Here is a 24,004-nt window from a genome sequence, read left to right as displayed (position 1 = left end):
CTCGACAGTTTCTGCTGAGCTCCCGCGTGGTCGACCCGTGCATCCGGCACGGAAACTCCATGCACCCCGACCCGACGGGTTGTCTCAGACCCAGCCGTTCTCGCGCGCGATCCGGTACGCCTCCGAGCGGGTCTCGGCTCCGAGCTTGTGCGTGATAGCAGCCAGGTAGTTGCGGACCGTCCCGGGTGAGAGGAAGAGTTCCCGGGCGACCTCCCGGACCGGCCGGTCTGCCCGGGCGGCCAGGAGCACCTCGGTCTCCCGGTGCGTCAGTGGTGAGGGCGGCGTGGTGAGCGCATCGGCGGCGAGCACGGGGTCGACGTAGCGCTGTCCTTCGTGCACGCGCCGCACGACGTCGGCCAGCGCCGTGCCCGGAGCTCCCTTGGCGAGGAAACCCCTCGCCCCGGACGTCAGCGCCTGGCGGAGTACGTAGGGGCGGCCGTGGGCCGTGAGGATCACCCCGGCGCAGTCGGGCAGTGCCCGGCCGAGTTCTTCGATGACGCCCAGGCCGTCGAGTTTGGGCATCTGCAGGTCGATGACGGCGACGTCAGGGCGGCACAGCAAGGCCTGTTCCGTTGCCTGCCTGCCGTCACGGACTGCGCTCACGACCTCGATGTCCGACTCGCGCTCCAGGAGCCCCACCAGTGCCTCTCGGATCAGCTCGTCGTCCTCGGCCAACAAGACCCGGATGGGCGCGCCCCTCATGACCGGCCCGCATCATGCGGGCATTCCACGCGCAGCTCGAAACGGTCCTCGGTGCTCCGGTCCACGCTCAGGTACGCACCGACCGCTGCGCAACGATCCGAGAGCGCAGCCAGACCGGTCCCCCCGAAGATCTCGTTGCGCTCTGGCTCGCGGACCCCGTCGTTGACGATGACCAACGTGGGAGCTCGTCCGGTGGCCGCGACCGTGATCGACACCTGCCGTGCCCGACTGTGCCGCAGGAGGTTCGTCACGGCCTCCCGGATGACGGTGGCCAGCAGGTGTGACAGTTCCCGGGACAAGCGTGGAAGCAGGTCCGGGTCGGCCTCGACGCTCGCCTCGATGCCGGCCGAGCGGAGCACCAGGTCTGCGGCCTGGAGCTGGGCTCCGAGGTCGGCGACCGTCTGGCCGTGCACGGCCCGCCGGACATCGATGAGCGTCTCGGAGGCGAGCCCGCAGATGGCCTCGCATTCGGTGGTCGCGCGGCCGGGGTCGCGGGCAGTGAGGCCCGCGGCGAGTTCCGCCTTCAGTGCGATGATGCCGAGGCGGTGCCCGAGCACATCATGGAGCTCGCGCCCGGCCCGGAGGCGCTCTTCGGCGATCGCCAGTGCGGTCTGGGCTTCCCTCACGTCCTGTGCCGTCCAGAGCAGCCGCAGCAGCCACACGAGGGCCTGGCACATCGCCCACACCACGACCCCGCAACCGAGCAGTGTCAGGACGCCGGCGACGATCTCACCGTCGAACACGATGCCGCCGATCCAGGCGGCCGCCGCCAGGACGAGGGCCATGACGACCCCCGACTGCCAACTCACCAGTGCACACGCGGCGATCGCGAAGCCGGCCAACCATGCCCACGGCTGCTCACCGCGCTCGGCCCACAGATGAGCCGGTGCCCACAGCACCAACGAGACGGCCAGAAGCAATGCTGTTGTGCCCCATGTGGTGGCGGGGGACGGCCGCGGATTCACCGCCGTCCAGAGGACCAGCACGAGAGCGGCACCGAACCCCGCCATCTCGATCAGGAAGACCGCACCGAGGACTGCGCTCGGCGGTGCCGTCAGCGATATCGGCACGATCACAGCCCAGGCGAAGCAGGCCATCAGAACGCCCAGCACCACAAGCCGAGGACCGGCTCGACGAGGCGCAGGTCCACGATCGCTCATGGTCACCCCCTCCGTCGACCTGGCGCTATCTCGACCGCTCACGGCGGTTCCGGACAACGTCGTAGATCCACCACAGTGACTGTGCTATGAGGATCGTGGCCGCGCCCATGGTCGCGCTCGTCGAGTGCTCCGAGGCCCACTGACCGCCCAGGCCCACCGTGGCGACGACCACTGCCGATACTGCGACGGCCGCGAGCATGACGAGGCGTTGGGCCAGGGCAACCGGGTGCCTCCTGCCGGCGATCGCCACCATCAGCTCGATGATCTGCACGAGCGCCACACCGGCACCCGCGCCGACGGCGAACGCGATGACGCCCTCGGGGAGCGGCCGGGAACCCGTGGCAACGAGGACGGCGAGGGCGGTCACCACCAGGGCCATGGCGTCGATCACCGAGGCCAGGAGCCTCCAGGAGGCCGCGCCCTCCGTGTCTTGTCGCTTGCGTGGGATGAAATCCCACGCCCGTGCATGGTGCCAGCGGCTCGCGATGAGCGCGATCACGAAAGTGCTCGACGTTGCCGCCACCGTAGCGAGGAGGTTGCCGCTGAGCATCCAGGCGACCGCTGCGATGGCGGCGACGACCGGAAGGGAACACAGCCGTCCGAACCACCACCCGCGCAGGTACAGCGATCGTGCCTCGGGCAGGTCGGTGGGATGTAGGAGCCGTTTCACAGCCGGATCGGGCAGGGCCACTGCCTCGTGCATGTCGCTCATGGGAGCCTCCAAGGTGTTGGCGTGATGTAGCCGGGATCGGCGCTGGTAGGTCACCCGGCCGAACAGCGGAGCATCGGCCCGTGCCATCTCGCGAGTTCGGACTGCTGCGAGCAGTCCACGCGCCTGATCGACGAGATCCCGACTCGACTCGACTCGACGAGGTTCGCCAAGCGCATGACCGGGCTCGCCGTCGAGTCGCACCTCCGAGTCCAAGACGTCGCCACGGTCCAGGCTCTCGACCGCGACCGTCTCGATCAGCTCAGCACAGGTGCTGAAGTGCCCACAGAGGGTCATCCACCCGACGCCGGCTGTGGCGGCGATCCGATTGGCGGGGCATCGGCACGCTGGGTCACCAGGCGTCCACCTGCGGTCGTCGCGGATCTGATCGGTCGGTATCGCTCAATCTGGTCGACCCCCTATGTCAAACGTTCAGGTACGAGCTAGTATAGCGAACTACTCGTACATTAGTGCTTGACTTGCTCCCCGCGTTGTCTGGACTCCAGCGGGTGCCACCACCCACTCCCCACCGGGATCTATCCAGATAGCCGAACACCACCGGTCGGTCCACGACGGCCGAGAAGGAAGAGGCATGAGCACGACGGAGACCGCCCGTGATGACGACCTGGTCGGCGCGCAACGACACGCTCAGACAACGGTCTACAGCACTTCGGGCAGGAGTCTGGTGGCAGAGCTCTGCCCGCAGGCTGCAGCGCGACCCACCGCCACTCAGCGCCGACGAACAACGGCTCGGGCAGTCGCCCGCTTCCTGCACGCCTGCATCGACGCCGCCCCTCGCGACGACGTCACGGAGCGCAGCCAGCAGATCCCGGAGTATCGAGAAGCGAAGGACGAGATGCTCAGGTATCACCTCCTGAGGCAGCTGCGCTGATGATGGCCCATTGCTCTCCTCGCTGATGAGACCTGCTCCCGCCGGACTGACGTCGCCTGCCGGCAACTGCGACAACCGGGATTCTGATGCCATGCAGGGGCAGCAGCCATGTCGTCACCCCCGGCCGGGACATGGCCGCGCGGCCTTCGACGTGCACAGCTAGCGCACCAGGATCCGCAGGCGCGGCCGGGGGGAAGTTCTCACTCCTCGCCAGTTCGCAACCTTCGGAGGCCCCCTCATGGCACACACCGACTACCTGAGTGCCGACCGGCTGACTCGCGCGCTCACCATGCGCGACCACACCGACCCCACCCAAGGCGCACATGCTGTTCAAGCCCTGCTCGACGCCGTGGTGACCGCGCTGCAACCCCAGTGGACAGGCAGCACGGTCCGGTACGTGCGCCACTCGCCGATCGTGCCGGTGTGCGAGAACTACGACCGCCTCGGCTGCGACCCGGGCGACGTCACCCGCGCGCGTCGCTAGACCCGCGACATCAGCCCGACCGTGATGCTGCGCTGCCACACCATCATTCGTCCCCTGGACCGCACACTTACCTCGGACGTGGCCAACACGATCCGCAACACCATCTACCGAGCCGTGCACGAAGGACCGGGGCTGGAGTTGATCTGAGCTCCGTGCCACCCGAGTTCGGAGTCGAGTGTGCTCGCGCCCCGGGCCCACGCCTGGTCGCGAGGGCAGTTCTTCATCATGGTCATGATCCCCGCCCTGCACAGCGCTACCGGCGATCAGAACTCCGCGACGCGTGCGCGGGTGTGGCGAATCCGGCGCGCAGACCGGCGGGGTCGGGCTCGCGGCCTTCGAGGTGCTCGGCACGCAGCTCCTCCATGAAGCACTGCTGCAGGCGTTCTCCCCCCTCGTGGAGAGCCGCAGCGGTGGAGCCGATCTCGGGGTCCGCGGGCAGCCAGCGGTTGCCCCAGACGCCGAGGGCAACGAGTACCGGCAACAGCTCGATGGCCGGTTCGGCGAGCCGATACCGCACCTTCTGACGGTGGCCCGGGTCGGTGTGCCGCGTCAGCAGCCCGACTGCGGTGAGCTTCTCCAGTCGGCTGGTGAGGATGTTGGAGGCGATGCCTTCCCTGGACCCGGCAAGGAGATCACGGTAATGCCGCGGACCGCCGAACATCAGGTCCCGCAGGATCACGAAGCTCCAGCGATCGCCCAGCAGCTCGGTGGCCAGGTTGATCGGACATCCCGACCGTCCTGCCGGCACCGGCAGATCCTCTACGACTTCCGGTTGCGTCATGCAGGCAGTTTACGCTACCGTCCAACTGGTTGCAACCTGCAATCGGTTTGTCATGGGTGAGAGCCAGCTGCTGCGCACACGGTTGGCGAGCCGTCATCACGAGAACGAGGTGACTCATGGATACACATCCCACGGGCAATGTTCCGCTGAGCCCGAAGCGACGGTGGTGGGGGCTGCTCGTGCTGGCTCTGCCGGCCCTGATCGTCTCGATGGACCAGAACGTTCTCTACCTGGCGCTGCCGGAGCTTTCGCGGGAGCTGACTCCGACCCTGGTCGAGCAACTGTGGATGACGGACGTCTACGGCCTGATGGTCGCCATGTTCCTGATCCCCCTCGGGGCGGTGTCGGACCGGTGGGGACACCGACGAGTGCTGCTCCTTGGCGCGGCGGCGTTTGCGGGATGCTCCGTGCTCGCAGCCTTCGCACCGACCAGCGAGCTGCTCATCGCGGCACGGGCCCTACTGGGGGTGGCCGGTGCGATGCTCGCGCCGTCTGCGCTGGCGCTGATCACCGCACTGTTCTCGGATGCCGGCGAACGGGCCAAGGCGGTCGGTCTCTGGATGACATGCTTCATGGTGGGCATGGCCGCCGGCCCGATCGTCGGTGGACTCCTGCTGAGGTGGTTCTGGTGGGGTTCGGTCTTCCTGCTGGGGATCCCGGTGATGCTCGCGCTCATCCTGCTGGGACCCTCGCTTCTTCCCAGGGGGAACGCGCGGAGCACAACTCGGACCGATCTCGGCGGGGCAGCACTGTCGGCGCTGGCAGTCTTGGCGCTCGTCTTCGGCATCAAGTCCGTGACGGCGGGTGACATCCCTCCGGTCATGGCGGTCGCGATCATGGTGGCGGGGCTCGCCTGTGCAGGTGCCTTCATCGCCCGACTGTGCAGGCATCCGGAACCGCTGGTGCCCATCGCGCTGTTCGCCAATCGTCGCTTCACGGCCGCGCTGTGCGTCATGATGGTCAGCGCGGTGGCCATCGGCGGATCGTACTTCTTCTTCACCCAGTACCTGCAGCTCGTCGCGAATCTCTCGGCTCTGCATGCCGGCGTCGTGCTCGTCGCCCCTGCCGTTGCCTTCGCCGCGGGCGCTGTCCTCGGACCGCTGCTGACAGCCAGGGTGCCGATGCACTACGTCCTGGCCGGCGGACTCGTCGTGGCCGCGATCGGTCTGGGAACTGCCGCAGTCGTGCGCAGCGGCGATGATCTGCTTCTGGCCGTGCTCGGCTTCTCGCTGGCCTTCCTCGGCTTCGGGCCTGGAGCAGCGCTGGGCACCGATCTTGTCGTGGGCTCGGCACGGGCAGAGGAGGTCGGATCCGCCTCGGCACTTTCGGAAACCGGGACGGAACTGGGCTCTGCGCTCGGCGTCGCCATCCTGGGCAGCCTCGGCGCGGTGCTCTATCGGCAGAACCTGAACGCGACCCTTCCTCACGAAGCCGGCACCCCGGCCTTGGAAAGCGCCCTTGACGGCGTCATCGCCACTGAGACAGTAGTGCCCGGACTGGCGTGGGCCGCGGAGTCCGCATACGCCAGCGCCTTCGGGTGGGTCGCCGCCATCGCAGCCGGCCTCCTTGCCGTGCTGGCCCTGGTGACCATCCACGCCTTACGCCCGCTGAGCACAGCACCCACAGACGGGCAGATGGCCGGAATCTCTCGCCCCATGCCTCACGCCTCCCACTCACAGCAGAAGGACTAACCATGAGAACGAATCTCGACACGCCCTACGTCCTGTTCATCCCTGGAGCCTGGATGGGCGCCTGGATCTGGGATCCGACCGTGGACCGGCTCCGCAGCCGTGGTATCGACGCCGACTCTCTCACCCTGGCCGGATTGGAGTCTGGTGCCTCTGCCAGCCGCATCGCGGAGATCCGCCTGGCCGACCATGTCGAGCAAGTGACCGATCGCCTCCTCCGCAGGGTGGACCGTCCGGCCGTCCTGGTCGGACACTCCTACTCCGGCATGGTGGCGGCCCAGGTCGCCGACCGCAGGGGCGAGCGAACCGTCACCTCCATCCACTTCGACAGCTTCCTGCCCGTGAACGGCCGAAGCCTCATCGACGGATGGGGACCTGATGACACGGCCCGTGCCCAGGAGAGGACCGACATCCTCGACGCCCACTACCAGTGGGCCCCTCCGCCCGCCGCCGCACTGAGCGTCGAGCCCGGACTGAGCCCGGAGAATCGTCGATACCTGGCCGAGAGACTCACGCCGCACCCCGGTCACACGGTGCTGGATCCCGCCACCATGCAGCAGCCGGTCGAAACCCAGCGCGGAACCTACATCGCCTCCTCACCCGGCAATGTGCCCGGTGCGCTCGCAGCCCTGCATGCAGAGACCTGGCACGTCCGTGTCCTCGAGAGCGGCCACTGGCCCATGCTCGAACGGCCCGACGACGTCGCATCCCTGATCGCTGACCTGGTCGGCTCCGCAACCTGAGGGGCTGTCCGGTTTTCGGTGAAACCGGGTGTCTTGAAAGGGTCAGCGGCGGTGCGCGCTGAGGCGCCCGTCGAAGGTGATGTCGAACGCGTTCAGGGCCTGCTTCCACCGCATGGGGTCCACCTGGCCCTGGACACGGGCTTCAGGGCGCGGGAGATCGCGTCCCAGTGCGCCCGGGAGGCGTACCGGAAGCTGGTGCGCGTCAGGTGCACGATGCAGGTCTGCACGATCGTGTCGGTCCAGACGGTGTTCACCGAGTCGGGCAGCCCCTTGAGGCCGTCGCACACCACCGTCAAGATGTCCTCGACCCCGCGGTTCTTGATCTCGGTCCAGACCTGGAGCCAGTACTTCGCGCCCTCGCCACCGTCGCCGGCCCACAATCCGAGGATGTCGCGGTTCCCGTCGACGGTCACCGCGAGTGCGACGTAGATGGGCCGGTTGGCGACCTGCCCGTCGCGAACCTTGACGTGGATGCAGTCGATGAACACCACCGGGTAGACCGGGTCCAACGGACGGGACTGCCATTCGGCCATGCCGTCCAGGACCTTGTCCGTGATCGTGGAGATCGTCGTCTTGGACACCTCGGACCCGTACACGTCTGCCAGGTGCGCCGAGATGTCACCGTGGGTCATCCCGCGCGCCGACAGCGACAGCACGATGTCCTCGATGCCACCGCAGGCTCGAACGTCCCCGCACGATCCCGAGGCACCTCGATCTGCACCGGGCCGCCCTTGGTCAGCACCGTCTTGGCCCGGGTGCCGTTACGGGCATTGCCGTCCCTCGAGGCGCCCTTCTCGTGCTTGTCGTAGCCCAGGTACGCGGTGATCTCACCCTCGAGCGCGGACTCCAGCACCAGCTTCGTCAGCTGAGCCAGCAGCCCGTTCTCCCCGTTGATGCCCAGCCCGGACGCCTGAGCGTCATCGACCAGAGCGGCGATCATCGAACCGGTGCTCGTGCCACCAGCGCCGGAACGGCCCGGAGACCTGTTCGTCGACGAACCGGTGCGGGGCGTCGTGCGCGGTGACGCGTGCCGTCATCCGGAACGGCAGCCCGAAGTGCCGCGCCTGCCAGGTGACGGTGTCGCCCGGCCGCAGCACGCCGGAGGTGACGCCCGCGACCGCGCGTTCACCGGAGGCTCCCATCGAGGCGGTGTGGGCGTCCACCGACAGGCTCGCAGCGAAGCACCTCTCCGGCGGCGCGGGGATCTCGGTGACGAGCGTGAAGGACGGCATGTCCGGATCGTAGGTCCGTCGTCGGTGACGGCGGGGCGCTCGGCGCCGTGGCGTCACCGCCCGAGCGCCCACCACTGCAGCAGCATGATGGTCTTGCCGTCGACGATGCGGCCGTCGCGGATCATCGCGAGGGCGTCGTCGAGGGGCAGCTCGACGACCTCGATGTCCTCGCCCTCGGCGGCGACGCCGCCGCCCGTCCCGGTGCGGTCGCGCGCGGTGTACGGCGCGGCGTAGAAGTGCACCCGTTCGGTGACGGAGCCCGGGCTCATGTACGCCGTGAACACGTGCTCCACCGGCCCGACGGTGACGCCCAGCTCCTCGGCGACCTCGCGCCGCACGGCCGTCTCGGGGTCGTCGTCGTCCAGCAGGCCGGCGGCCGTCTCGAGGAGCATGCCGTCGGGGTGGTCGTTGACGTACGCGGGGAACCGGAACTGCCGGGTCAGCAGCACGGTGGAACGTGCAGCATCGTGCAGGAGGATGGTCGCGCCGTCGCCGCGGTCGTAGGTCTCGCGCTGGAGCGTGTGCCAGGTCCCGTCACGACGCCGGTGGTCGAAGGTCGTGCGGCGCAGCACGTGCCACCCCTGGGACGTGAGCTCGACGTCGCGGACGACCACGTCCGGGTTCCGGTCGAGGTCCCGACCTGCCCGGTCGAGGCCCGTGCGGCCGCGGTGGTCGGGGACGTCGACGCCGGGCCGCCCGCTCACGGGAACGTCACCGGGCGGCGCGGCACCTCGGTCACGTCGTGGTAGACGGGCAGGCCGCGGCTGGTGGCGATCGCGACGTCCTGGTCGGCCCCCGTCGACTCGCCGGGCAGCCGGAGCACGGCGTCGCAGTGCTCCAGGAGCCGCTGCGCCGTCGGGTAGAGCACGTCGTCGGCGAGGGCGTCGTCGATACTCGCGCCGGCGGACCGCAGGACGGGCAGCGCGACCCACTCGCCGATCATCGGGACGTGCCCGGCCTCGAAGACCGGCCAGGCGGCCTCCTCCAGACGTCGCAGGTTGGCCTCCATCGCGGCCGGGTCGCCGTCGGTGCCGGACCGGTAGGGGCCGGCGATGAGGATGAGCAGCGGTCTCGTCATGGTCCGTATACTAAGCATAAACGTGCACTACTACGAAGAAACGAGGGCCGACCATGCTGGCTGCCGAGAGACGCGACCTCCTCCTGCACACCCTGCACCGCGACGGCAAGATCGTGGCGAAGACGGCCGCGGCCGAGCTCGGGCTCTCCGAGGACAGCATCCGCCGGGACCTGCGGGAGATGGCCGCCGAGGGGCTGTGCCAGCGCGTCTACGGGGGAGCGCTGCCCGTGTCCCCGGCGGTCGCCGACTACGACGGCCGCCGCCGGGTCGAGGTCGCCGGCAAGGAGCGGGTCGCCGCCGCGGCCGTGCGGCTCGTCGACCCGGGCAGCACCGTCATCCTCGACGGCGGCACCACCGCCCTGGCCGTCGCCGCAGCCCTGCCGGCCGACCTGCGGTGCACGGTGATCACGCACAGCCCGACCGTCGCGGCCGCCCTGGTCGAGCACCCGACCGTCGAGGTGTTCATCCTCGGCGGCCGGCTCTTCAAGCACTCCGCCGTGGCGAGCGGCGCGGCCGCCGTCGAGGCCGCGCAACGGGTCTCCGCGGACCTGTTCCTCCTCGGCGTCACCGGCATCCACCCGGACACGGGCCTCACCACGGGCGACGCCGACGAGGCCGCGATGAAGCGCGTCCTGGCCTCCCGTGCCGCCGAGACCTACGTGCTCGGATCGTCGGAGAAGGTCGGAGCGGCGTCGGCCTACGACGTGCTCGGGTTCGACGCCGTCGCCGGGGTCGTCACCGACGCGGACCCGGAGTCGGACGTCGTGCGCCGCCTCGGCGAACGGGTCCGCCTCGTCGGCGCGCACGGGTGAGGATGCGCTGATCGGCGCCGGGGGCCAGGGCCCTTCGGCCCTACCGGGCGCGGTCGCCGCGACGGACGATGGTGTGACCGGCGCTGCCCGAGGAGGTCGCATGAGCGGGGACCCGTCCGTCGCCCTGACGTTCATGGGTGCCACGGGCACCGTGACGGGCAGCCGGTTCCTGCTGGAGCGCGCCGGGCGTCGCCTCCTCGTGGACTGCGGCCTCTACCAGGGGGAGCGGGCGTGGCGGCGCAAGAACTGGGAGCCGTTCCCCGTCCCGGCGGACACGATCGACGACGTCGTCCTCACGCACTGCCACCTGGACCACAGCGGCTTCCTGCCCGTGCTGGTGCGGGACGGGTACGACGGGCCGGTGTGGATGACGGAGGGGACGGCCGGGCTCACCGCGATCGTCCTGCGGGACAGCGGGCACCTCAACGAGCGGGACGCCGATCTGGCACGGTCGGCGGGCTGGTCCCGGCACGACCCGCCCCTGCCGCTGTACACGGTCGCGGACGCCGAGCGCGCGATCCGCCGGTTCGAGACGGTGCCGTTCGACGTCCGCGTCGACCTCGGCGAGGAGCTCGGCGTCCGGCTGGTCCGCGCCGGCCACGTGCTCGGCTCGGCCAGCGTCCTCGTCGACGCCGGACCGGCCCGCGTCCTGTTCTCCGGGGACCTCGGCCGCACCGAGCACCCGGTGCTGCGTCCGCGCGCCGCCCCGCCGTCCGCCCGCACCGTGGTCATCGAGTCCACGTACGGCGACCGGGAGCACGTCGAGCCGGAGCTGTCCCACGAGCCGTTCGCCGACGCCGTGCGGCGCACGATCCGGCGGGGCGGGACGGTCCTGGTGCCGGCCTTCGCGGTCGACCGCACCGAGCTCGTCCTGCACGCCCTGTCCACGATGCTCCGCGAGGGGCGGATCCCCGCCGTCCCGGTGTTCGTCGACAGCCCCATGGCGCTCGCGGCCCTGGACGTGTACGGCCGCGCGGGGACCGCCGGGGAGCTGCGGCCCGACCTGACGACGCTGGTCGACCTGCCGTCCCTGCACGCGGCGCGCACGCCTGAAGAGTCGATGGCCCTCAACAGCCCGGCGCGGCCGTGCGTCATCGTCTCCGCGTCGGGCATGGCGTCGGGAGGCCGGGTGGTCCACCACCTGCGCCACCTGCTCCCGGACCGGCGCAACTGTGTCGTGCTGACCGGCTACCAGGCGATCGGCACGCGCGGGCGGATGCTGCAGGACGGCGCGCGCGAGCTGAAGATGATGGGCCGGTACGTGCCGGTCGCGGCGGAGGTCGTCGACGACGAGGAGTTCTCGGTCCACGCGGACGCGAGCGAGCTCGTCGGGTGGTTGGGGCAGATGCCCGAGCCGCCCGAGGCGGTGTACGTCGTGCACGGGGAGGCGCACGCCTCCGTCGCGCTGGCCGACCGGATCCGGGCCGAGATCGGGTGCGTCGCCGTCGCTCCCCGACCGGGCGAGCGCGTCCTCGTGGACTGACGCGCCCGCCGGGTTCCCGCCCCGGGGCGCCGTCCCGGTGGTGGCCGGTGCGGGGCGGGGATAGAACGGGGGCATGGAGCGGGTGCGGGTGTACCTCCTCGACGACCACGAGCTGGTGCGCCGTGGGCTGCGCGGACTCCTCGACGCCGAGGACGATCTCGAGGTGGTGGGGGAGTCGGGCTCGGCGGCCCAGGCGGTGCGCGACATCGGCCGCACGCGCCCCGACGTGGCGCTGCTCGACGTGCGGCTGCAGGACGGGTCGGGCATCGAGGTGTTCCGGGCCCTGCACTCGTCGATGCCGGGGCTGCGGGCGCTGATGCTCACGTCCTACGACGACGACGAGGCGCTGTTCTCGGCGATCATGGCGGGGGCGTCGGGGTACCTGCTGAAGCTGATCACGGGGCCGGAGGTGGTCGCCGCGATCCGTCGCGTCGCGGCGGGCCAGTCGTTGATCGACCCCGCGCTGACGTCGCGCGTGCTGGAGCGCCTGCGTGCGGGTCCCGCGCACGATCCGGCGCTCGCGGCGCTGAGCGAGCAGGAGCACCGGGTCCTGGTGCTCATCACGCACGGGCTGACGAACCGGCAGATCGGCTCGCAGATGTCCCTGTCGGAGAAGACGGTGAAGAACTACGTCTCGAACATCCTGACGAAGCTGGACCTGGAGTCGAGGACGCAGGCGGCGGTGATGGCGGCGCGGCTGCTCGGCGTGACGGACGACGACGCGACCGGCTCCTGGCACGACGGACGTTAGGCCTCCCGGCGACCGGCCCCGCCGCCGTCGACCGGCACACGCCAGGTCACCTCGCTGCCGTGCGGCTCCCGCGCAGCGATCGTGAGGGTGCCGCCAAGCTCGGCCGCGCGCTCGGCGAGGTTGACGAGCCCGCTGCGGGCCGCCGCCGGGTCGAACCCGATCCCGTCGTCGCCGACCGTGCAGGTCAGCTCGTCGACGGTGGCGACGACGTCCACCCGGACGCTGGTCGCGGCGGCGTGCCGGGCCGCGTTCGACAGCCCCTCGCGCAGCACGGCGACCACGTGGTGGTGCAGCGCGGGGTCCACGAGGATGTCGACGGGTCCGTCGATCCGCAGCTCCGGGGCGGGGTCCAGCACGTGGGCGTACTCCGCGACGAGCGCCTGGACCTTGGCGCGCAGGGAGTGTCGCTGCCGGTCGGGCGGTCGCAGGTGGACGACCGACCGGCGCACCTCGCGGATCGTGGCCTCGAGGTCCTGGGCCACGGTCCGCAGGAGCTCCTGCACGTCGGGGGGTGCCTGCCGCTCGACCGCGCCGAGCTGCAGGCCGAGGGCGAACAGCCGCTGGGTGACGCCGTCGTGCAGCTCGCGGGCGATGCGGTTGCGTTCCGCGAGCACGGCGATCTCCTGCTGCATGGCCCGGGAGTGGCGCCGTTCGAGCAGGAGCGACGCCTGGCTCGCGAAGTCGGCGACGAAGTCGGAGTCCTCGGCGAGGTTCGCCGCCTCGCCGCGCCGCGGGAGCACGATGACGAGCGCACCCCGGGTGAGCGTGTCGATCGACAGGCGGGTCATGACGGCGCCGCCGCCGTCGGGGAGGTCGGCCCACCGGGTGGCGCTGCTGGCCATGGCGAGCAGCAGGGCGGGCCGCAGGTCGGCCAGGGTGCGTCCGGGCGGGCGCGTGAGGTCGCCGACCGCGGCGCGGACCGTGAAGGACCCGGGCGTGCCCGGCTCCGGCGCGATCGCCATCGCGGTGAGCCCGCCCGACGCTCGCAGGCACTCGCGCAGGACGACGTCGACGGCCTCGTCCGTGCCCGACGCGCGCAGGATCCCCGGGGGGATGGTGGCCGCGGCCTCGAGCCACCGCGTCCGCAGCTCCGCGGTCATGAGGAGCCGGGCGTGGTCGATGGCCAGGCCCGCGAGGTCGGCGAGCGCCGTCACGGAGCTCTCGTCCTCGGCGGTGAACGTCGGGCCGGTCGTCTTGTCGGTGAGGTAGAGGTTGCCGAACACGCGCCCGCGCACCCGGACCGGGACCCCGAGGAAGGTCGTCATCGGTGGGTGCCCGGGCGGGAAGCCGACGGCCGACGGGTGCTTCGTGAGGTCCTCGAGGCGCAGGGACTCCTGGTGGACGATCAGGTGGCCGAGGAGGCCGCGTCCGGCCGGCGGGTGCCCGATCCGCGTGCGGTCCGCGTCGTCGACGCCCTCGGCGACGAACTCGACGAGGTGCCGGCGGGAGCTGCCGATGACGCCGAGGGCCCCGTAGCGGGCCCCGGACAGGTCGCACGCGGCCCGCACGACACCGACGAGCAGGTCGCGCAGGTCGAAGTCGGACGACAGGCCGTTGACCGCGTGCAGGATGGCGTCCTGCACCTCGGCCGAGGTCCTCTCCATCCGGGGAGCGTATGCCGGGGGAGTCCGCCCGGCACGTCCGCGGGCGTCGGGGTCGCCCGGCGTCGGGGCCCGCGCCGCGGCGGGGCGACGGCTCCGGGCGGTCCCTGTCACACCAGGACGGGCCAGCGTCGCACCCACGGCGTCTGCTGCCACCATCCGCCGAGCCCGAGCGTGCGTCCGGCGTCGCCCAGGGCGAGGGCGACCAGCACCAGCGCGTAGATCAGGTGGTCGTCCATGAACGGGTTGTTCGCCGGGGGCAGCACCGCCGTCCACATGAGGACGAGCATCAGCGCCCCGGCCGTGGCCGCGATCCGCATGCCGATGCCGAGCAGCAGGGCCACCCCGATCCCGAGGAGGCCGATCATGAAGACCCAGTCGGCCCAGGCCTGGCCTGCGAGCCCCTGGTAGAAGTCGGCGAACGGGCCGGCGGTGGCGTGGCCGAGGAACCCGGCGGTGGGTTGACCGCCGTCGATCCAGGCGCCCTCGGCGGGGGTCTCGTGGCCTAGCCCGAAGGCCTTGTCGAGGAAGGCCCACAGGAACACCCAGCCGAGGCAGATCCTGATGACGGCCCCGACGTAGCGCAGCGCCTGCCGCGCACCGGGGGAGGTCCCGACGTCGGTGTCGCCCGACGCGGTGCCCGGTACGGCCGGGGTCTCGTGGTGGCTCTGGTAGGTGCTCATGATGACGTGCCTCCTGCGGTCGGGCCGCCGACGGGTTCGGCGGCGTCGGGTGGGACGGGCGAGGGCGCGGGGACGACCTCGACCGGGCAGTGCGCGTGCTGCAGCACGGTGCGGGTGACGCTGCCGAGGACGGCCGCGACCATCCGGGGTCGCACGGCGCCGTGCCCGTGGCGGCCCATGACCAGCAGGTCGGCGCCGGAGGAGCGCCGGACGAGGGTGTCGGCGACGTTCGCGTACTCCACGTGGCTCTCGTACGGCACGCCGGGCTGCTCCTGCGCGGCCGCCGCCACGAGTCCGTCGATGATGCCGTGCGCCTGGGCGCCCCACTGCTCCTGCACGGACCACTCGTCGACCAGGTAGCTGTAGAACGGGTCGAGGCGCCAGCAGTGCAGGACCTCGAGCCGGGCGGAGCGGCGGGCGGCGGCGGCGAACCCGGCGGCAAGGACCTCGGGCGAGCCGGGCGAGCCGTCGACGGCGACGACGACGCGGCGGGCGTCGGCCTCGGGTGACCAGCCGCGGGGCACGCTCACCACGGGGCAGGCGGCGCGCGCGACGACGCCGAACGTGGTGCTGCCGGTGAACATCCGCTCGACGAGGGAGGCCGCGCGGTGCCCGAGCACGACGAGGCGGGCCTGCTCGCCGGCGGCGGCGAGGACCTCGGTCGCGGGGCCGAGCGTCTCCTGGCGCCGGACGGCGACCCGGCCGTCGGAGAGGTCGTCCACCACGGCCTGCGCGTCGGCGAGCAGCTGGCGCCCGACCTCGACGAGCGGCTCCCCGCTGATCAGGGGGAGCATCGGGCCGACCGGGACGATCTCGTGGACCGCGTTGACCAGCCACAGCGAGCAGCCCTCGCGCTCCGCCTCGCGGACGGCGTACGCGAGCGCGCCGGACGCCTCCGGCGACCCGTCGATCCCGACGACGATCGGACGATCCGCGGTGGTGCCCATGGTGTGCTCCGCTCCTCGGGTGGTCGGGGTGCTACGTCCGGGCCCCGGCCTCGTCGGCGGCCTGCGCGATCGCCGCGCCCCAGTCCCGGGCCCGGTCGAGCTCGTCGGGGACGAGCGGGCCCTCGACGTCCGTGACGTAGAACGACTCGGGGTGGCCGAGGGCGTGGTGGCCGCTGCGGTGCAGGGCTCGTGCCGCGGCGCGTGCGGCGGACCCGGGCAGGTGCTGCACGGTCTTCGCACGGGTGTCGAACGTGGCGTAGAGCCGGTCGGTCGGGTCGGGCGGCAGACCGGCGATCCAGTCGCGGATGCCGGGCACGTCGTGGGGCATGACGTCGAGGCGGCCCTGCGCGTCGCGCCGCGTGCTGGCGCGGCTCATGCCGAACGCGTGGGTGGGACCGCCGACGACCACCAGGGACTCGTCGACCGGTTCCGCGGCCTCGGGGTCCGCGACGGAGACGACGCGGACGGGCATGTGCTGCGCGATGCCGTCGGCGATCGCCCGGGCGACGGACTCGGTGTTGCCGAAGCTGGTCTCGTACACGACGAGGGCGGACATGGGGATCACGATCCTTCCGGGTCACGGGGCTGCTGCGCGGGGGACCGCGGGTGGGACGGCTCCACGGCGGGGCCGCTGACGGCGAGCACGACCCGGGTGCGCCACGTCGCGGGGTCGGGGTCGGACTCCGGCCCGGCCTCGTAGGACTCCCAGGACACGCCGAGGAGGCGGAGGTCGTGCGCGGCGACCCAGGCCTCCATCCGGCCACGGGTCGCCCGGAGGCCGTCGTACGGGCCCGCGTGGATCGTCTCGACGACGCGCACGGCCGGCAGCGGTTCGGCGACGACGACACCGCCGCCCGGCTCGTTCCCGACCGTGGCCGGGAGCGCAGGCAGGTCGACGGCGTCGTCGACGGGGAACCCGACCTCGACGTCGAGGTCGTCGCCCGTGCGGTCGTGGTAGCGCGCGAAGGGGGGTCCCGCCGGCCGGAGGCCGAGCTGCTCCAGCAGCCCGGCGACACGGGGGACGAGCGTCGCGAACACGTCCGCGAGCTCGTCCGTGCGGGCGATCCGCCGGACGCCGACGGCCGCCTGCTCGGGATGGTCGATGAGGGTGATCTCGTGCTCGTCCACCGTGCTCTCCTCTCCGTGCCGCCGACGTCGGACCGTCAGCGGTCCTCGTCGTCGTGGACCACCAGGACGGTGCCCGACGCGTGCCGCACCACCTCGTTGCTCACCGAGCCGAGCAGCATGCCGCGGAAGGCGCCCATGCCGCGCGACCCGACGACGACGAGGTCGTCCGGTCCCGACCGGGCGAGCAGCGCGTGCACCGGCTCGTCGTCGAGCAGCTCGAGCCGCACCTCCAGCCCGGGGTTCTCCTCGCGCAGCGTCGCGGCGGTCCGCTCCGCCGCCTGGTGCGTGGGGTCGTCCGCGTCCGACGTGGCCAGCGGCGGGACCTCGCGGACCGTGACGTGCGGGTCCAGCAGCGGCGGCCGGGCGTGCAGCACGACGAGCGGCACGCCCCGCCAGACCGCCTCGCGGGCGGCCGCGGCGGCCGCCGCGAGGGACGTCGGCGAACCGTCCACCCCGACCACGACCGACCCGCCCTGCGACGCGCCACGGACCACCGCCACCGGGCAGCGGCTGTGCGCCGCCAGGTGGGCGCCGACCCGGCCGACGCGCGTGCGTCCGACCTGGCCCTGCGCGCCGACGACGAGCAGCTGGGCGTCCGTGGTCAGCGCCTGCAGCGCCGGCACCTCCGGCCCGTCCAGCGCCCGCGTCGAGATGACGATGCCCGGGCTCCGCACGGTCGCGTGCTCCAGCCTCTCCACCAGGTACTCCTTGACCTCCGCCAGCAGCGCGGGCTCCGGCACCACCAGGTACCAGTTCCACGCGGAGGGGTCACGAGGCACCTGGAACGCGCGGGCAAGCACCGCCTCCGCCGCCCGGTGCTCCGCCTCGGCGAGCCCCCACTCCAGCGTCTGCTCGCTGTGGGGCGAACCGTCCAGCGCGATGACCACGGGACCGTCGTGTCGCATGACAAACCTCCTTCGACCGCAAGCCTCTTCGCTGCTCCCAGCATGCGTCGCGGCAGGCGACCGGCGGCAGGGACCTTCGTCCCGTCCGGGGACCGACCAAGGTCCGCGGACGGCGGCGCACCGGCGTGCCTAGCGTGGAGACGTCCGGCGCTCCGCCGGACACCCGTCGTCCGGACGAAGGACCCACCATGCGCACCATCGTCGTCACCGGCTCCGCCTCCGGCATCGGCCGAGCCACGCAGCAGATCCTCCACGACCACGGCAACCGGGTGATCGGCGTCGACCGCCACGACGCCGACCTCCGGGCCGACCTGTCCACCCTGGCGGGACGCGGCGAGCTCGCCGACGCCGTGACGGCACGGACCAACGGCCAGATCGACGGCGTCGTCGCGAACGCGGGCGTCGCGGGCGAGACCCCCGACGTCGTCACCGTGAACTTCTTCGGTGCGGTCGCCACCCTCGAACGGCTCCGGCCGCTCCTGGAACGGTCGGCGACGCCCCGCGCCGTCGTCACGGCCTCCATGGCGAGCCTCCTGCCGTCGGACGCCGAGCTCGTCGACCTCTGCCTGGCCGGGGACGAGCCCGCCGCCGTCGTCCGGGCGACGCGGCTCGTCGACGCCGGCCAGGGCGGTCTGCTCTACCCGAGCAGCAAGGTCGCCCTGTGCCGGTGGGTGCGCCGCGCCGCGGCCGGCCCCCGGTGGGCGGGCGCGGGCATCCCCCTGAACGCCATCGCCCCCGGGGTGGTGGAGACGCCGATGGTCGCCCCGATGATCGACACCCCGCAGAAGCGGCAGGCGCTCGCGGCGATGGTGCCGATGCCGCTCCACGGGTTCATGACGCCCGAGACCCCGGCGCGGCTGCTCGCCTGGCTCGTCGGCGTGGAGAACTCGCACCTGTGCGGGCAGGTGGTGTTCGTCGACGGGGGCTCGGACGTGGTGCTGCGGGGCGACTCGACCTGGTGAGACGGCCCCCCGGGCCGGACCGGGCGAGCGTGCCGGGCGGCCCGTCGCGGTCAGCGGCCCGTGGCCCGCCACTCCCGCGCGAGGACGGCCCACACCTGCTGGTCGTACCGCCGACCCCGGTAGGGCCAGGCCTCGCGGCGCACCCCCTCGAGCGTCATGCCGAGCCGCGCGGCGACGGCGGCGCTGCGCACGTTGTCGGCGCGGCACTGCCACTCGGCGCGGTGCAGGCCCCGGGTGGTGAACGCCCAGTCCAGCAGCGTGGTGCAGGCCCGCGTGACCAGGCCGTGGCCCTCCGCGGCGGGCTCCAGCCAGCAGCCCACCTCGCAGGTCCCGGCGGCGGCGTCGAACGAGACGAACATCGCCCCACCCACCAGCAGCCCGTCGCGCCGGATGCCGAACAGCCGCGCGCCGTCGAGCGCCTGACGTCCGGCGTACCGGGCGAGGGTCGCGTGAGCGCCGTCGACGTCGTCGGTGACGAACGACGGCCCGACCCACGGCCGGATGTGCTCGCGCGCCCGGTCCATGTGCCGGGCGAGCTCCTCCGCGTGCCAGACCTCCAGCGGGGCGAGGGTGGCGTCGGCGCTCAGGGGCGACGAGAACATGTGATCCTCCGCGTGGCGTACGGCCGCCGCGCCTGCTCAGGGCGTGGTGCCCGGGTCCTCGCCGGAGGCGTCGCCGGACGACGGGGACGGCTGCGGCTCGGTGGTCTCGGTGTCGGTGGGCGTCGGCTCCGGCTCGGCGGTCTCGGTGTCGGTGGGGGTGGGTTCCGGCTCGGCGGTCCGGGTGGGGGTGGGCGTCGAGGTCGGCTCCGACGTCTCCGTCGGGGTCGGGCTCGGCGTCGGCGACGCCGTCGGGCTCGGCGTCTCGGACGGCGTCGGCGACGGGGACGGCGTGGCCGTCTCCGTGGGTCGCGTCGTCGGCGTGGTGGGCTCCACCGGTGCGACGGTCGGCGTCGGGGAGGTCGAGCGGGACGGCGTCGGGGAGGGACTGTGCGTGGCCGGCGGGACCGGCGGGGTGTCGTCGACGTCCTGGCGGGGCCAGAACACGGCGGCCGTGGCCGCGGCCGCCACGAGCACCGCGAGCACGACGAGCAGGATCCGGCTCCGACGCGACAGGCGACCCCGCCCGGGGGTGCCGTCCGCGCCGTCCGCACCGTCGGGGAGCGTGGCCCCGGCGGCGGCCCCCGCGACGGTGGCTCCGACGGCGGTGGCTCCGACGGCGGTGGCGGCCGCCTCGTCGCTGACGGGGCTGTCCAGGGGTGCGGTCGCGGCGGCGGCGCCCTCGGCGGGCACCGCACCGAGCTGGCGGGTGCGCTGGAGCTCCGCCTGGTCGCCCGTCGCCGCGGCCGCGGCGACGGCCCCGGCGGCCGCCGCCGCGGCGGCCATGCCGAGGGCGGCGGTGCGGTGCGGGTCGTTCTCCGCGATCTGGTCGAGCGTCTGGGTCGGCTCGCCCGGCAGGGTCGGCTCGGGCACGTCCGGCGTGAGCGTGGTCGCGGACGCGGCGCCGACGCCGAGCAGGGGCGTGAGGCTCGACAGCATCGCGCCGGCGGTCGCGAACCGCCGGGCGGGGTTCTTCGCCATCGCGCGGGCAACGAACCGGTCCACGGAGGTGGGGACGGCGGCGCGGCGGGCCGACGGCGCCGGCACGGGCGCCTCGACGTGCGCCCGCAGGACGTCCGACGGCGTCGCGCGCTCGTACGGCGCGTGCCCGGTGAGGGCGAAGTACGCCAGGGCGCCCGCGGAGTACAGGTCGCTGCGGGCGTCCAGCGGTCTGCCCTGCGCCTGCTCGGGCGACATGTACGCCGCCGAGCCCGTGACGAGCTCGCCGTCGCCGTCGCCACCGCCCGGCGCGGTCAGGCCGAGGTCGAGCAGCCCGACCGTCATCGTGCCGTCGTCGTGCTGGTCCACGACGACGTTGCGCGGCCCCACGTCACGGTGCACCAGGCCCGCGGTGTGGACGGCGGCCAGCGCGTCGAGCAGGCCCGCGACCACCGCGAGGGCCGTCGGCCACGCCAGGCCGGTGCCGGCCGCGAGGTCGGACAGGAGGGGGCCGGGCAGGCGCCGCGTGAGGATCCAGGGGACGGTCGCGCCCGCGACCTCGTCCTCGCCGGAGTCGAGGACCTTCACCACGCCCGGGTGGTCCACCTGCTCCGACGCCGCGATCTCGCGGGCCAGGGCCGCGCGGGCCATGGAGTCGTCCACCAGGTGCGGGTGCAGGACCTTGACCAGCAGCGGCGCCTCGTCGGCCGCGCCGCCGTCCGCGGGGGTGGGCTCGTCGCCCGCCGCTGCGTCCGGGTCCGCCGCGTCGACGTCCGGCGCGTCGGCATCCGGCGCGAGCCGGGACGCCTCGTAGACGGTGTACGTGCCGCCGGTACCGAGGATGTCGCCGAGGACGTAGCGGCCGCCGATCACCACGTGGCCCGCGGCCAGCTGCTCGGGCTGGTCGGGCGGCGTCGCCGCGCTCATCGGACCGAGGCCCGGACGTCGGAGGGAGCGGCCGCGCACGGCCGCGCTGTCGGCGGGGGGAACTCGGTCATTTCAGTCATGAGCGTCTCACAGGATAGGCGGTGGCAGCCGCCGCCGCACGGCACCAGGTGCCCTGTGAGACACGTCGCCCCGGCCCCGCGCGGGCGGGACCGGGGCGACGGCGCCGGTCGGGTCGGGGCCCGGCCGGACGGGGGTCAGGCGCGGCGGCGGCGCAGCACCAGGACGCTCGCACCGGCGGCGACGAGCAGCGCGGCGCCGAGGGCGAGCCACAGCGTCGACGCGCCGGTCAGGGCGAGCTCGGCCGTCGTGGACGCCGCGACCGCGTCCGTGGTCGCGGCCGGGGTGGCGGAGGTCGGCGCGGCGGGGACCGCGACGGCCTGGGTGTCGGTCCGGTCCGTCTCCACGGGCTCCAGCGTCTCGACGCCGTCGGTGACCTGCGGGCCCGCACCCTCGGGGTAGGCGAGTTCGACGACGAGCTCCGGGTTGACGACGAGGGTCGCGGTGACGTCCCCGAGGGTCCAGGAGTACTCGCCCTCGGCGCGGGTCCAGGTGCCGTCGGCGAACGCCCAGCCGGGGAACGCGGTCGGGGTGCCGTCCGCGGCGACCTGGGCGCCCGGCCACAGGACGGCGCCCTCGAGGCGGCCGTCGACGAGGTCGCCGAGCTCCAGGGTGGTGGTGTGCGTGCCGTCGGTCAGGACGAGGCGCGCGGTGTGGCCCGTGGCCTTGCCCGCCGGGTCGGTGAGTCGCACGTCGTAGGTGATCCACGGGACGCCGTCGACGCTGGTCGCGCCCACGGTCGAGCCGTCGAGGGAGGGCTCGACGTCCTCGTTCCCGCCGGCGGGCTCGCTGGGCTCGACGGTGGGCTCGGTCACCGCGGGCTCGGCGACGACGACGTCGACGTTCGCGCCGCCCCAGTTGCCGGCGAGGTCGAACGCGCCGACCCGCACGGTCCAGGTGCCGGCCGGCAGGTCCGCGGGCAGCGACCAGGTGCCGGTCCAGGTGGACCCGCCGAGCGCGGTGGCGGCGGGCGTCGAGCCGATCGGACCGTAGAACGCGCCGTCCCGGTACAGGTTGGCGCCGACGCGGCGCAGCAGGGTGTCGTCGGTGACGGTCACGACGACGTCGCCGACCTCGGCGGCCGGGGTCGTCGCGCCGGCCGCCGGCGACTCGATGGTCACGACGGGGCGGACGGTGTCCAGCACGAACTCGACCGTCGTGGTGTTGCCGAGGACGTCGCGCACGACGAGGGTGTTGGTGCCCTCGACGGCACCGAACGCGCCGGGCTTGACGCCGTTCAGGTCGGACCAGACGTTGTCGGTGAGGTCCTTGTCGACGCCGTTGAGGGTGAGGCCGTCGACCTTGGACGGGTCGTGCAGCTTGAAGCTCACGGAGCGGTAGTGCCCGTCGCCGCCGACGGTGTCGTCCTTGGTGGAGACCTGCGGGCCCGTGGTGTCGAGGACGAACTCCAGGCCGGTGGTGTTGCCGAGGACGTCGAACGCGACGAGCGTGTTGGCGCCCTCGACGGCGCCGAACGTTCCGGGCACGATGCCGTTGACGTCCGACCAGGCGTTGTCGGTGAGGTCCTTGACGGTGCCGTTGATCTCGACCTTGTCGACCTTGGACGGGTCGTGCAGCTTGACGCTCAGCGAGCGGTAGCGTCCGTCGGCACCCTGCGACTCCGGCTTGACCGTGATCTGCGGGCCGCTGGTGTCGAGGACGAGCTCGAGCGTGGTGGTGTTGCCGAGCGTGTCGCGCACGACGAGGGTGTTCGCGCCCTCGACCGCTCCGAACGCGCCGGGCTTGACGCCGTTCAGGTCCGACCAGACGTTGTCGGTGAGGTCCTTGTCGACGCCGTTGAGGGTGAGGCCGTCGACCTTGGACGGGTCGTGGAGCTTCAAGCTCACCGAGCGGTAGCGACCGTCGGCACCCTGCGAGCCGGGCTTGACGGTGACCTCGGGGCCGGTGGTGTCGAGGACGAACTCCAGCGTGGAGGTGTTGCCGAGGACGTCGTGGGCCACGAGGACGTTCTTGCCCTCGACGGCGCCGAACGTGCCCGGCTTGATGCCGTTGACGTCCGACCAGACGTTGTCGGTGAGGTCCTTGACGGTGCCGTTGATCTCGACCTTGTCGACCTTGGACCCGTCGTGCAGCTTGAGGCTCACCGAGCGGTAGCGACCGTCGGCACCCTGCGAGCCGGGCTTGACGGTGACCTCGGGGCCGGTGGTGTCGAGGACGAACTCCAGCGTGGAGGTGTTGCCGAGGACGTCGTGGGCCACGAGGACGTTCTTGCCCTCGACGGCGCCGAACGTGCCCGGCTTGATGCCGTTGACGTCCGAGTAGACGGCGTCGGTGAGGTCCTTGACGGTGCCGTTGATCTCGACCTTGTCGACCTTCGAGGGGTCCTGCAGCTTGACGCTGAGGGAGCGGTAGCGGCCGTCGGCGCCCTGGGCGCCAGGCTTCACGGTGACGGTCGGGCCGGCGGTGTCACCGGCGTCGGCGACGGCGGGCACGGCGACGGCCGTGCCGAGCGCCACGAGGGCGGTGGAGAGCAGAGCGGCGAGCGGGCGACGGACAGACGGGGGAGTCATGCGGAGCGGTCTCCATGACGAGTGCTGGCGCGTCCCCGCGACGGGGACGCCGGACCGAGGCCGGGGACCGACCTCGTGCCGCGGTACCGGCGGCGCGACGCACGCTAGCCGCGCGGTCACGGCACCTTCAAGGCTCGGAAAAGCCTCCTGGCGAGCCTGCGGACGGTCAGGGCCGGCAAGACCGGACAG

Annotated in this window: 24 protein-coding genes and 1 pseudogene; 8 read left to right on the top strand and 17 right to left on the bottom strand. The window is 72.6% G+C overall.

What is annotated here, in order from left to right; genetic code table 11:
• Nucleotides 1-84 precede the first annotated feature (84 nt).
• The 3 genes from ATJ88_RS11325 to ATJ88_RS11315 form a co-directional block, all read right to left on the bottom strand.
• On the bottom strand, nucleotides 85-702 hold the full coding sequence (locus tag ATJ88_RS11325; RefSeq protein ID WP_098463918.1) for a response regulator transcription factor: 618 nt from the start codon (nucleotides 700-702) through the stop codon (nucleotides 85-87).
• Complete coding sequence (locus ATJ88_RS11320) at nucleotides 699-1,814, bottom strand: sensor histidine kinase (RefSeq protein ID WP_170023606.1); 1,116 nt, start codon at nucleotides 1,812-1,814, stop codon at nucleotides 699-701. The genes ATJ88_RS11325 and ATJ88_RS11320 overlap by 4 nt, the downstream gene beginning before the upstream one ends.
• A 73-nt stretch (nucleotides 1,815-1,887) precedes the next feature.
• A complete protein-coding gene (locus ATJ88_RS11315; protein ID WP_141538660.1) occupies nucleotides 1,888-2,574 on the bottom strand; it encodes a hypothetical protein in 687 nt (228 codons plus the stop codon).
• Between the two features lie 589 nt (nucleotides 2,575-3,163).
• Between ATJ88_RS11315 and ATJ88_RS11310 the strand changes: the two genes are divergently transcribed.
• Both ATJ88_RS11310 and ATJ88_RS18090 read left to right on the top strand, forming a co-directional pair.
• Nucleotides 3,164-3,463 carry a hypothetical protein gene (locus ATJ88_RS11310; protein WP_098463915.1) on the top strand — a complete coding sequence of 100 codons (300 nt, stop codon included), beginning with the start codon at nucleotides 3,164-3,166 and terminating at the stop codon, nucleotides 3,461-3,463.
• A 238-nt stretch (nucleotides 3,464-3,701) separates the two neighbouring features.
• Nucleotides 3,702-3,947 carry a hypothetical protein gene (locus ATJ88_RS18090; RefSeq protein ID WP_141538659.1) on the top strand — a complete coding sequence of 82 codons (246 nt, stop codon included), beginning with the start codon at nucleotides 3,702-3,704 and terminating at the stop codon, nucleotides 3,945-3,947.
• Between the two features lie 253 nt (nucleotides 3,948-4,200).
• Here the strand turns inward: ATJ88_RS18090 and ATJ88_RS11305 are convergent, their stop codons facing one another.
• Nucleotides 4,201-4,728, bottom strand: coding sequence for a winged helix-turn-helix transcriptional regulator (locus tag ATJ88_RS11305; protein ID WP_098463914.1), 528 nt, complete (start codon nucleotides 4,726-4,728; stop codon nucleotides 4,201-4,203).
• 116 nt (nucleotides 4,729-4,844) lie between these two features.
• On the opposite strand from ATJ88_RS11305, the gene ATJ88_RS11300 reads away from it, so the two are divergent.
• Both ATJ88_RS11300 and ATJ88_RS11295 read left to right on the top strand, forming a co-directional pair.
• Nucleotides 4,845-6,419 (top strand): MFS transporter, encoded by a 1,575-nt coding sequence (locus ATJ88_RS11300; protein ID WP_098463913.1) that lies wholly within the window; start codon nucleotides 4,845-4,847, stop codon nucleotides 6,417-6,419.
• Between the two features lie 2 nt (nucleotides 6,420-6,421).
• The gene (locus tag ATJ88_RS11295; RefSeq protein WP_098463912.1) at nucleotides 6,422-7,159 is read left to right on the top strand and encodes an alpha/beta fold hydrolase; all 738 of its coding nucleotides are present in this window, start codon (nucleotides 6,422-6,424) and stop codon (nucleotides 7,157-7,159) included.
• Between the two features lie 125 nt (nucleotides 7,160-7,284).
• On the opposite strand, the pseudogene ATJ88_RS18800 reads toward ATJ88_RS11295, so the two are convergent.
• From ATJ88_RS18800 to ATJ88_RS11275, 4 genes and pseudogenes are all read right to left on the bottom strand, one after another.
• Nucleotides 7,285-8,099, bottom strand: a pseudogene (locus ATJ88_RS18800) (IS256 family transposase); the annotation flags it as partial.
• On the bottom strand, nucleotides 8,077-8,391 hold the full coding sequence (locus ATJ88_RS11285) for an SRPBCC family protein (RefSeq protein WP_211287502.1): 315 nt from the start codon (nucleotides 8,389-8,391) through the stop codon (nucleotides 8,077-8,079). The gene ATJ88_RS11285 and the pseudogene ATJ88_RS18800, both read right to left, overlap by 23 nt.
• 53 nt (nucleotides 8,392-8,444) lie before the next feature.
• A complete protein-coding gene (locus tag ATJ88_RS11280) occupies nucleotides 8,445-9,095 on the bottom strand; it encodes an NUDIX domain-containing protein (RefSeq protein ID WP_098463911.1) in 651 nt (216 codons plus the stop codon).
• Nucleotides 9,092-9,469, bottom strand: coding sequence for a DUF4406 domain-containing protein (locus ATJ88_RS11275; RefSeq protein WP_098463910.1), 378 nt, complete (start codon nucleotides 9,467-9,469; stop codon nucleotides 9,092-9,094). The genes ATJ88_RS11280 and ATJ88_RS11275 overlap by 4 nt, the downstream gene beginning before the upstream one ends.
• Nucleotides 9,470-9,522: 53 nt before the next feature.
• Between ATJ88_RS11275 and ATJ88_RS11270 the strand changes: the two genes are divergently transcribed.
• The 3 genes from ATJ88_RS11270 to ATJ88_RS11260 all read left to right on the top strand — a co-directional run bounded on the left by ATJ88_RS11270 (nucleotide 9,523) and on the right by ATJ88_RS11260 (nucleotide 12,515).
• Nucleotides 9,523-10,281 (top strand): DeoR/GlpR family DNA-binding transcription regulator, encoded by a 759-nt coding sequence (locus tag ATJ88_RS11270; protein WP_098463909.1) that lies wholly within the window; start codon nucleotides 9,523-9,525, stop codon nucleotides 10,279-10,281.
• A 100-nt stretch (nucleotides 10,282-10,381) separates the two neighbouring features.
• Complete coding sequence (locus ATJ88_RS11265) at nucleotides 10,382-11,764, top strand: MBL fold metallo-hydrolase RNA specificity domain-containing protein (RefSeq protein ID WP_098463908.1); 1,383 nt, start codon at nucleotides 10,382-10,384, stop codon at nucleotides 11,762-11,764.
• A gap of 73 nt (nucleotides 11,765-11,837) precedes the next feature.
• Nucleotides 11,838-12,515, top strand: coding sequence for a response regulator (locus ATJ88_RS11260; RefSeq protein WP_098463907.1), 678 nt, complete (start codon nucleotides 11,838-11,840; stop codon nucleotides 12,513-12,515).
• Here ATJ88_RS11260 and ATJ88_RS11255 read toward each other — a convergent pair.
• The 6 genes from ATJ88_RS11255 to ATJ88_RS11230 all read right to left on the bottom strand — a co-directional run bounded on the left by ATJ88_RS11255 (nucleotide 12,512) and on the right by ATJ88_RS11230 (nucleotide 17,779).
• Nucleotides 12,512-14,119: a GAF domain-containing sensor histidine kinase gene (locus tag ATJ88_RS11255; RefSeq protein ID WP_170023604.1), complete on the bottom strand. Its 1,608-nt coding sequence runs from the start codon at nucleotides 14,117-14,119 to the stop codon at nucleotides 12,512-12,514. The genes ATJ88_RS11260 and ATJ88_RS11255 overlap by 4 nt on opposite strands.
• Nucleotides 14,120-14,226: 107 nt before the next feature.
• Complete coding sequence (locus ATJ88_RS11250) at nucleotides 14,227-14,799, bottom strand: DoxX family protein (RefSeq protein WP_098463905.1); 573 nt, start codon at nucleotides 14,797-14,799, stop codon at nucleotides 14,227-14,229.
• Complete coding sequence (locus tag ATJ88_RS11245; protein ID WP_098463904.1) at nucleotides 14,796-15,746, bottom strand: universal stress protein; 951 nt, start codon at nucleotides 15,744-15,746, stop codon at nucleotides 14,796-14,798. Before ATJ88_RS11245 ends, ATJ88_RS11250 begins: the two co-directional genes overlap by 4 nt.
• Nucleotides 15,747-15,777: 31 nt before the next feature.
• Nucleotides 15,778-16,302, bottom strand: a complete 525-nt coding sequence (locus ATJ88_RS11240) for a flavodoxin family protein (RefSeq protein WP_098463903.1) — start codon at nucleotides 16,300-16,302, stop codon at nucleotides 15,778-15,780.
• A gap of 5 nt (nucleotides 16,303-16,307) precedes the next feature.
• Nucleotides 16,308-16,874: a GyrI-like domain-containing protein gene (locus ATJ88_RS11235; protein ID WP_098463902.1), complete on the bottom strand. Its 567-nt coding sequence runs from the start codon at nucleotides 16,872-16,874 to the stop codon at nucleotides 16,308-16,310.
• Nucleotides 16,875-16,909: 35 nt separating this feature from the next.
• Complete coding sequence (locus tag ATJ88_RS11230; protein ID WP_098463901.1) at nucleotides 16,910-17,779, bottom strand: universal stress protein; 870 nt, start codon at nucleotides 17,777-17,779, stop codon at nucleotides 16,910-16,912.
• A gap of 188 nt (nucleotides 17,780-17,967) precedes the next feature.
• On the opposite strand from ATJ88_RS11230, the gene ATJ88_RS11225 reads away from it, so the two are divergent.
• Complete coding sequence (locus ATJ88_RS11225) at nucleotides 17,968-18,741, top strand: SDR family oxidoreductase (protein ID WP_098463900.1); 774 nt, start codon at nucleotides 17,968-17,970, stop codon at nucleotides 18,739-18,741.
• A gap of 50 nt (nucleotides 18,742-18,791) precedes the next feature.
• Here the strand turns inward: ATJ88_RS11225 and ATJ88_RS11220 are convergent, their stop codons facing one another.
• From ATJ88_RS11220 to ATJ88_RS11210, 3 genes are all read right to left on the bottom strand, one after another.
• Entirely contained in the window at nucleotides 18,792-19,343 is a 552-nt protein-coding gene (locus ATJ88_RS11220; protein WP_098463899.1) for a GNAT family N-acetyltransferase, read from the bottom strand.
• Nucleotides 19,344-19,379: 36 nt separating this feature from the next.
• Entirely contained in the window at nucleotides 19,380-21,206 is a 1,827-nt protein-coding gene (locus ATJ88_RS11215; RefSeq protein WP_098463898.1) for a serine/threonine-protein kinase, read from the bottom strand.
• Between the two features lie 215 nt (nucleotides 21,207-21,421).
• On the bottom strand, nucleotides 21,422-23,815 hold the full coding sequence (locus ATJ88_RS11210; RefSeq protein ID WP_098463897.1) for an Ig-like domain-containing protein: 2,394 nt from the start codon (nucleotides 23,813-23,815) through the stop codon (nucleotides 21,422-21,424).
• Between the last annotated feature and the right edge of the window lie 189 nt (nucleotides 23,816-24,004).

Origin of the sequence: Isoptericola jiangsuensis, from assembly GCF_002563715.1 — a bacterium.
Lineage (GTDB): Bacteria > Actinomycetota > Actinomycetes > Actinomycetales > Cellulomonadaceae > Isoptericola > Isoptericola jiangsuensis.
The sequence above is the reverse complement of the archived record's forward strand: the minus strand, read 5'-3'. Positions and strand labels throughout refer to the sequence as shown.

Excerpts from the sequence above, each read along its gene's own strand:
- ATJ88_RS11325 (WP_098463918.1), bottom strand. The coding sequence starts at position 702 with ATGAGGGGCGCGCCCATCCGGGTCTTGTTGGCCGAGGACGACGAGCTG.
- ATJ88_RS11315 (WP_141538660.1), bottom strand. The coding sequence starts at position 2,574 with ATGAGCGACATGCACGAGGCAGTGGCCCTGCCCGATCCGGCTGTGAAA.
- ATJ88_RS11310 (WP_098463915.1), top strand. The coding sequence starts at position 3,164 with ATGAGCACGACGGAGACCGCCCGTGATGACGACCTGGTCGGCGCGCAA.
- ATJ88_RS18090 (WP_141538659.1), top strand. The coding sequence starts at position 3,702 with ATGGCACACACCGACTACCTGAGTGCCGACCGGCTGACTCGCGCGCTC.
- ATJ88_RS11305 (WP_098463914.1), bottom strand. The coding sequence starts at position 4,728 with ATGACGCAACCGGAAGTCGTAGAGGATCTGCCGGTGCCGGCAGGACGG.
- ATJ88_RS11300 (WP_098463913.1), top strand. The coding sequence starts at position 4,845 with ATGGATACACATCCCACGGGCAATGTTCCGCTGAGCCCGAAGCGACGG.
- ATJ88_RS11295 (WP_098463912.1), top strand. The coding sequence starts at position 6,422 with ATGAGAACGAATCTCGACACGCCCTACGTCCTGTTCATCCCTGGAGCC.
- ATJ88_RS11285 (WP_211287502.1), bottom strand. The coding sequence starts at position 8,391 with ATGCCGTCCTTCACGCTCGTCACCGAGATCCCCGCGCCGCCGGAGAGG.
- ATJ88_RS11275 (WP_098463910.1), bottom strand. The coding sequence starts at position 9,469 with ATGACGAGACCGCTGCTCATCCTCATCGCCGGCCCCTACCGGTCCGGC.
- ATJ88_RS11270 (WP_098463909.1), top strand. The coding sequence starts at position 9,523 with ATGCTGGCTGCCGAGAGACGCGACCTCCTCCTGCACACCCTGCACCGC.
- ATJ88_RS11265 (WP_098463908.1), top strand. The coding sequence starts at position 10,382 with ATGAGCGGGGACCCGTCCGTCGCCCTGACGTTCATGGGTGCCACGGGC.
- ATJ88_RS11260 (WP_098463907.1), top strand. The coding sequence starts at position 11,838 with ATGGAGCGGGTGCGGGTGTACCTCCTCGACGACCACGAGCTGGTGCGC.
- ATJ88_RS11255 (WP_170023604.1), bottom strand. The coding sequence starts at position 14,119 with ATGGAGAGGACCTCGGCCGAGGTGCAGGACGCCATCCTGCACGCGGTC.
- ATJ88_RS11250 (WP_098463905.1), bottom strand. The coding sequence starts at position 14,799 with ATGAGCACCTACCAGAGCCACCACGAGACCCCGGCCGTACCGGGCACC.
- ATJ88_RS11245 (WP_098463904.1), bottom strand. The coding sequence starts at position 15,746 with ATGGGCACCACCGCGGATCGTCCGATCGTCGTCGGGATCGACGGGTCG.
- ATJ88_RS11240 (WP_098463903.1), bottom strand. The coding sequence starts at position 16,302 with ATGTCCGCCCTCGTCGTGTACGAGACCAGCTTCGGCAACACCGAGTCC.
- ATJ88_RS11230 (WP_098463901.1), bottom strand. The coding sequence starts at position 17,779 with ATGCGACACGACGGTCCCGTGGTCATCGCGCTGGACGGTTCGCCCCAC.
- ATJ88_RS11225 (WP_098463900.1), top strand. The coding sequence starts at position 17,968 with ATGCGCACCATCGTCGTCACCGGCTCCGCCTCCGGCATCGGCCGAGCC.
- ATJ88_RS11220 (WP_098463899.1), bottom strand. The coding sequence starts at position 19,343 with ATGTTCTCGTCGCCCCTGAGCGCCGACGCCACCCTCGCCCCGCTGGAG.
- ATJ88_RS11215 (WP_098463898.1), bottom strand. The coding sequence starts at position 21,206 with ATGAGCGCGGCGACGCCGCCCGACCAGCCCGAGCAGCTGGCCGCGGGC.
- ATJ88_RS11210 (WP_098463897.1), bottom strand. The coding sequence starts at position 23,815 with ATGACTCCCCCGTCTGTCCGTCGCCCGCTCGCCGCTCTGCTCTCCACC.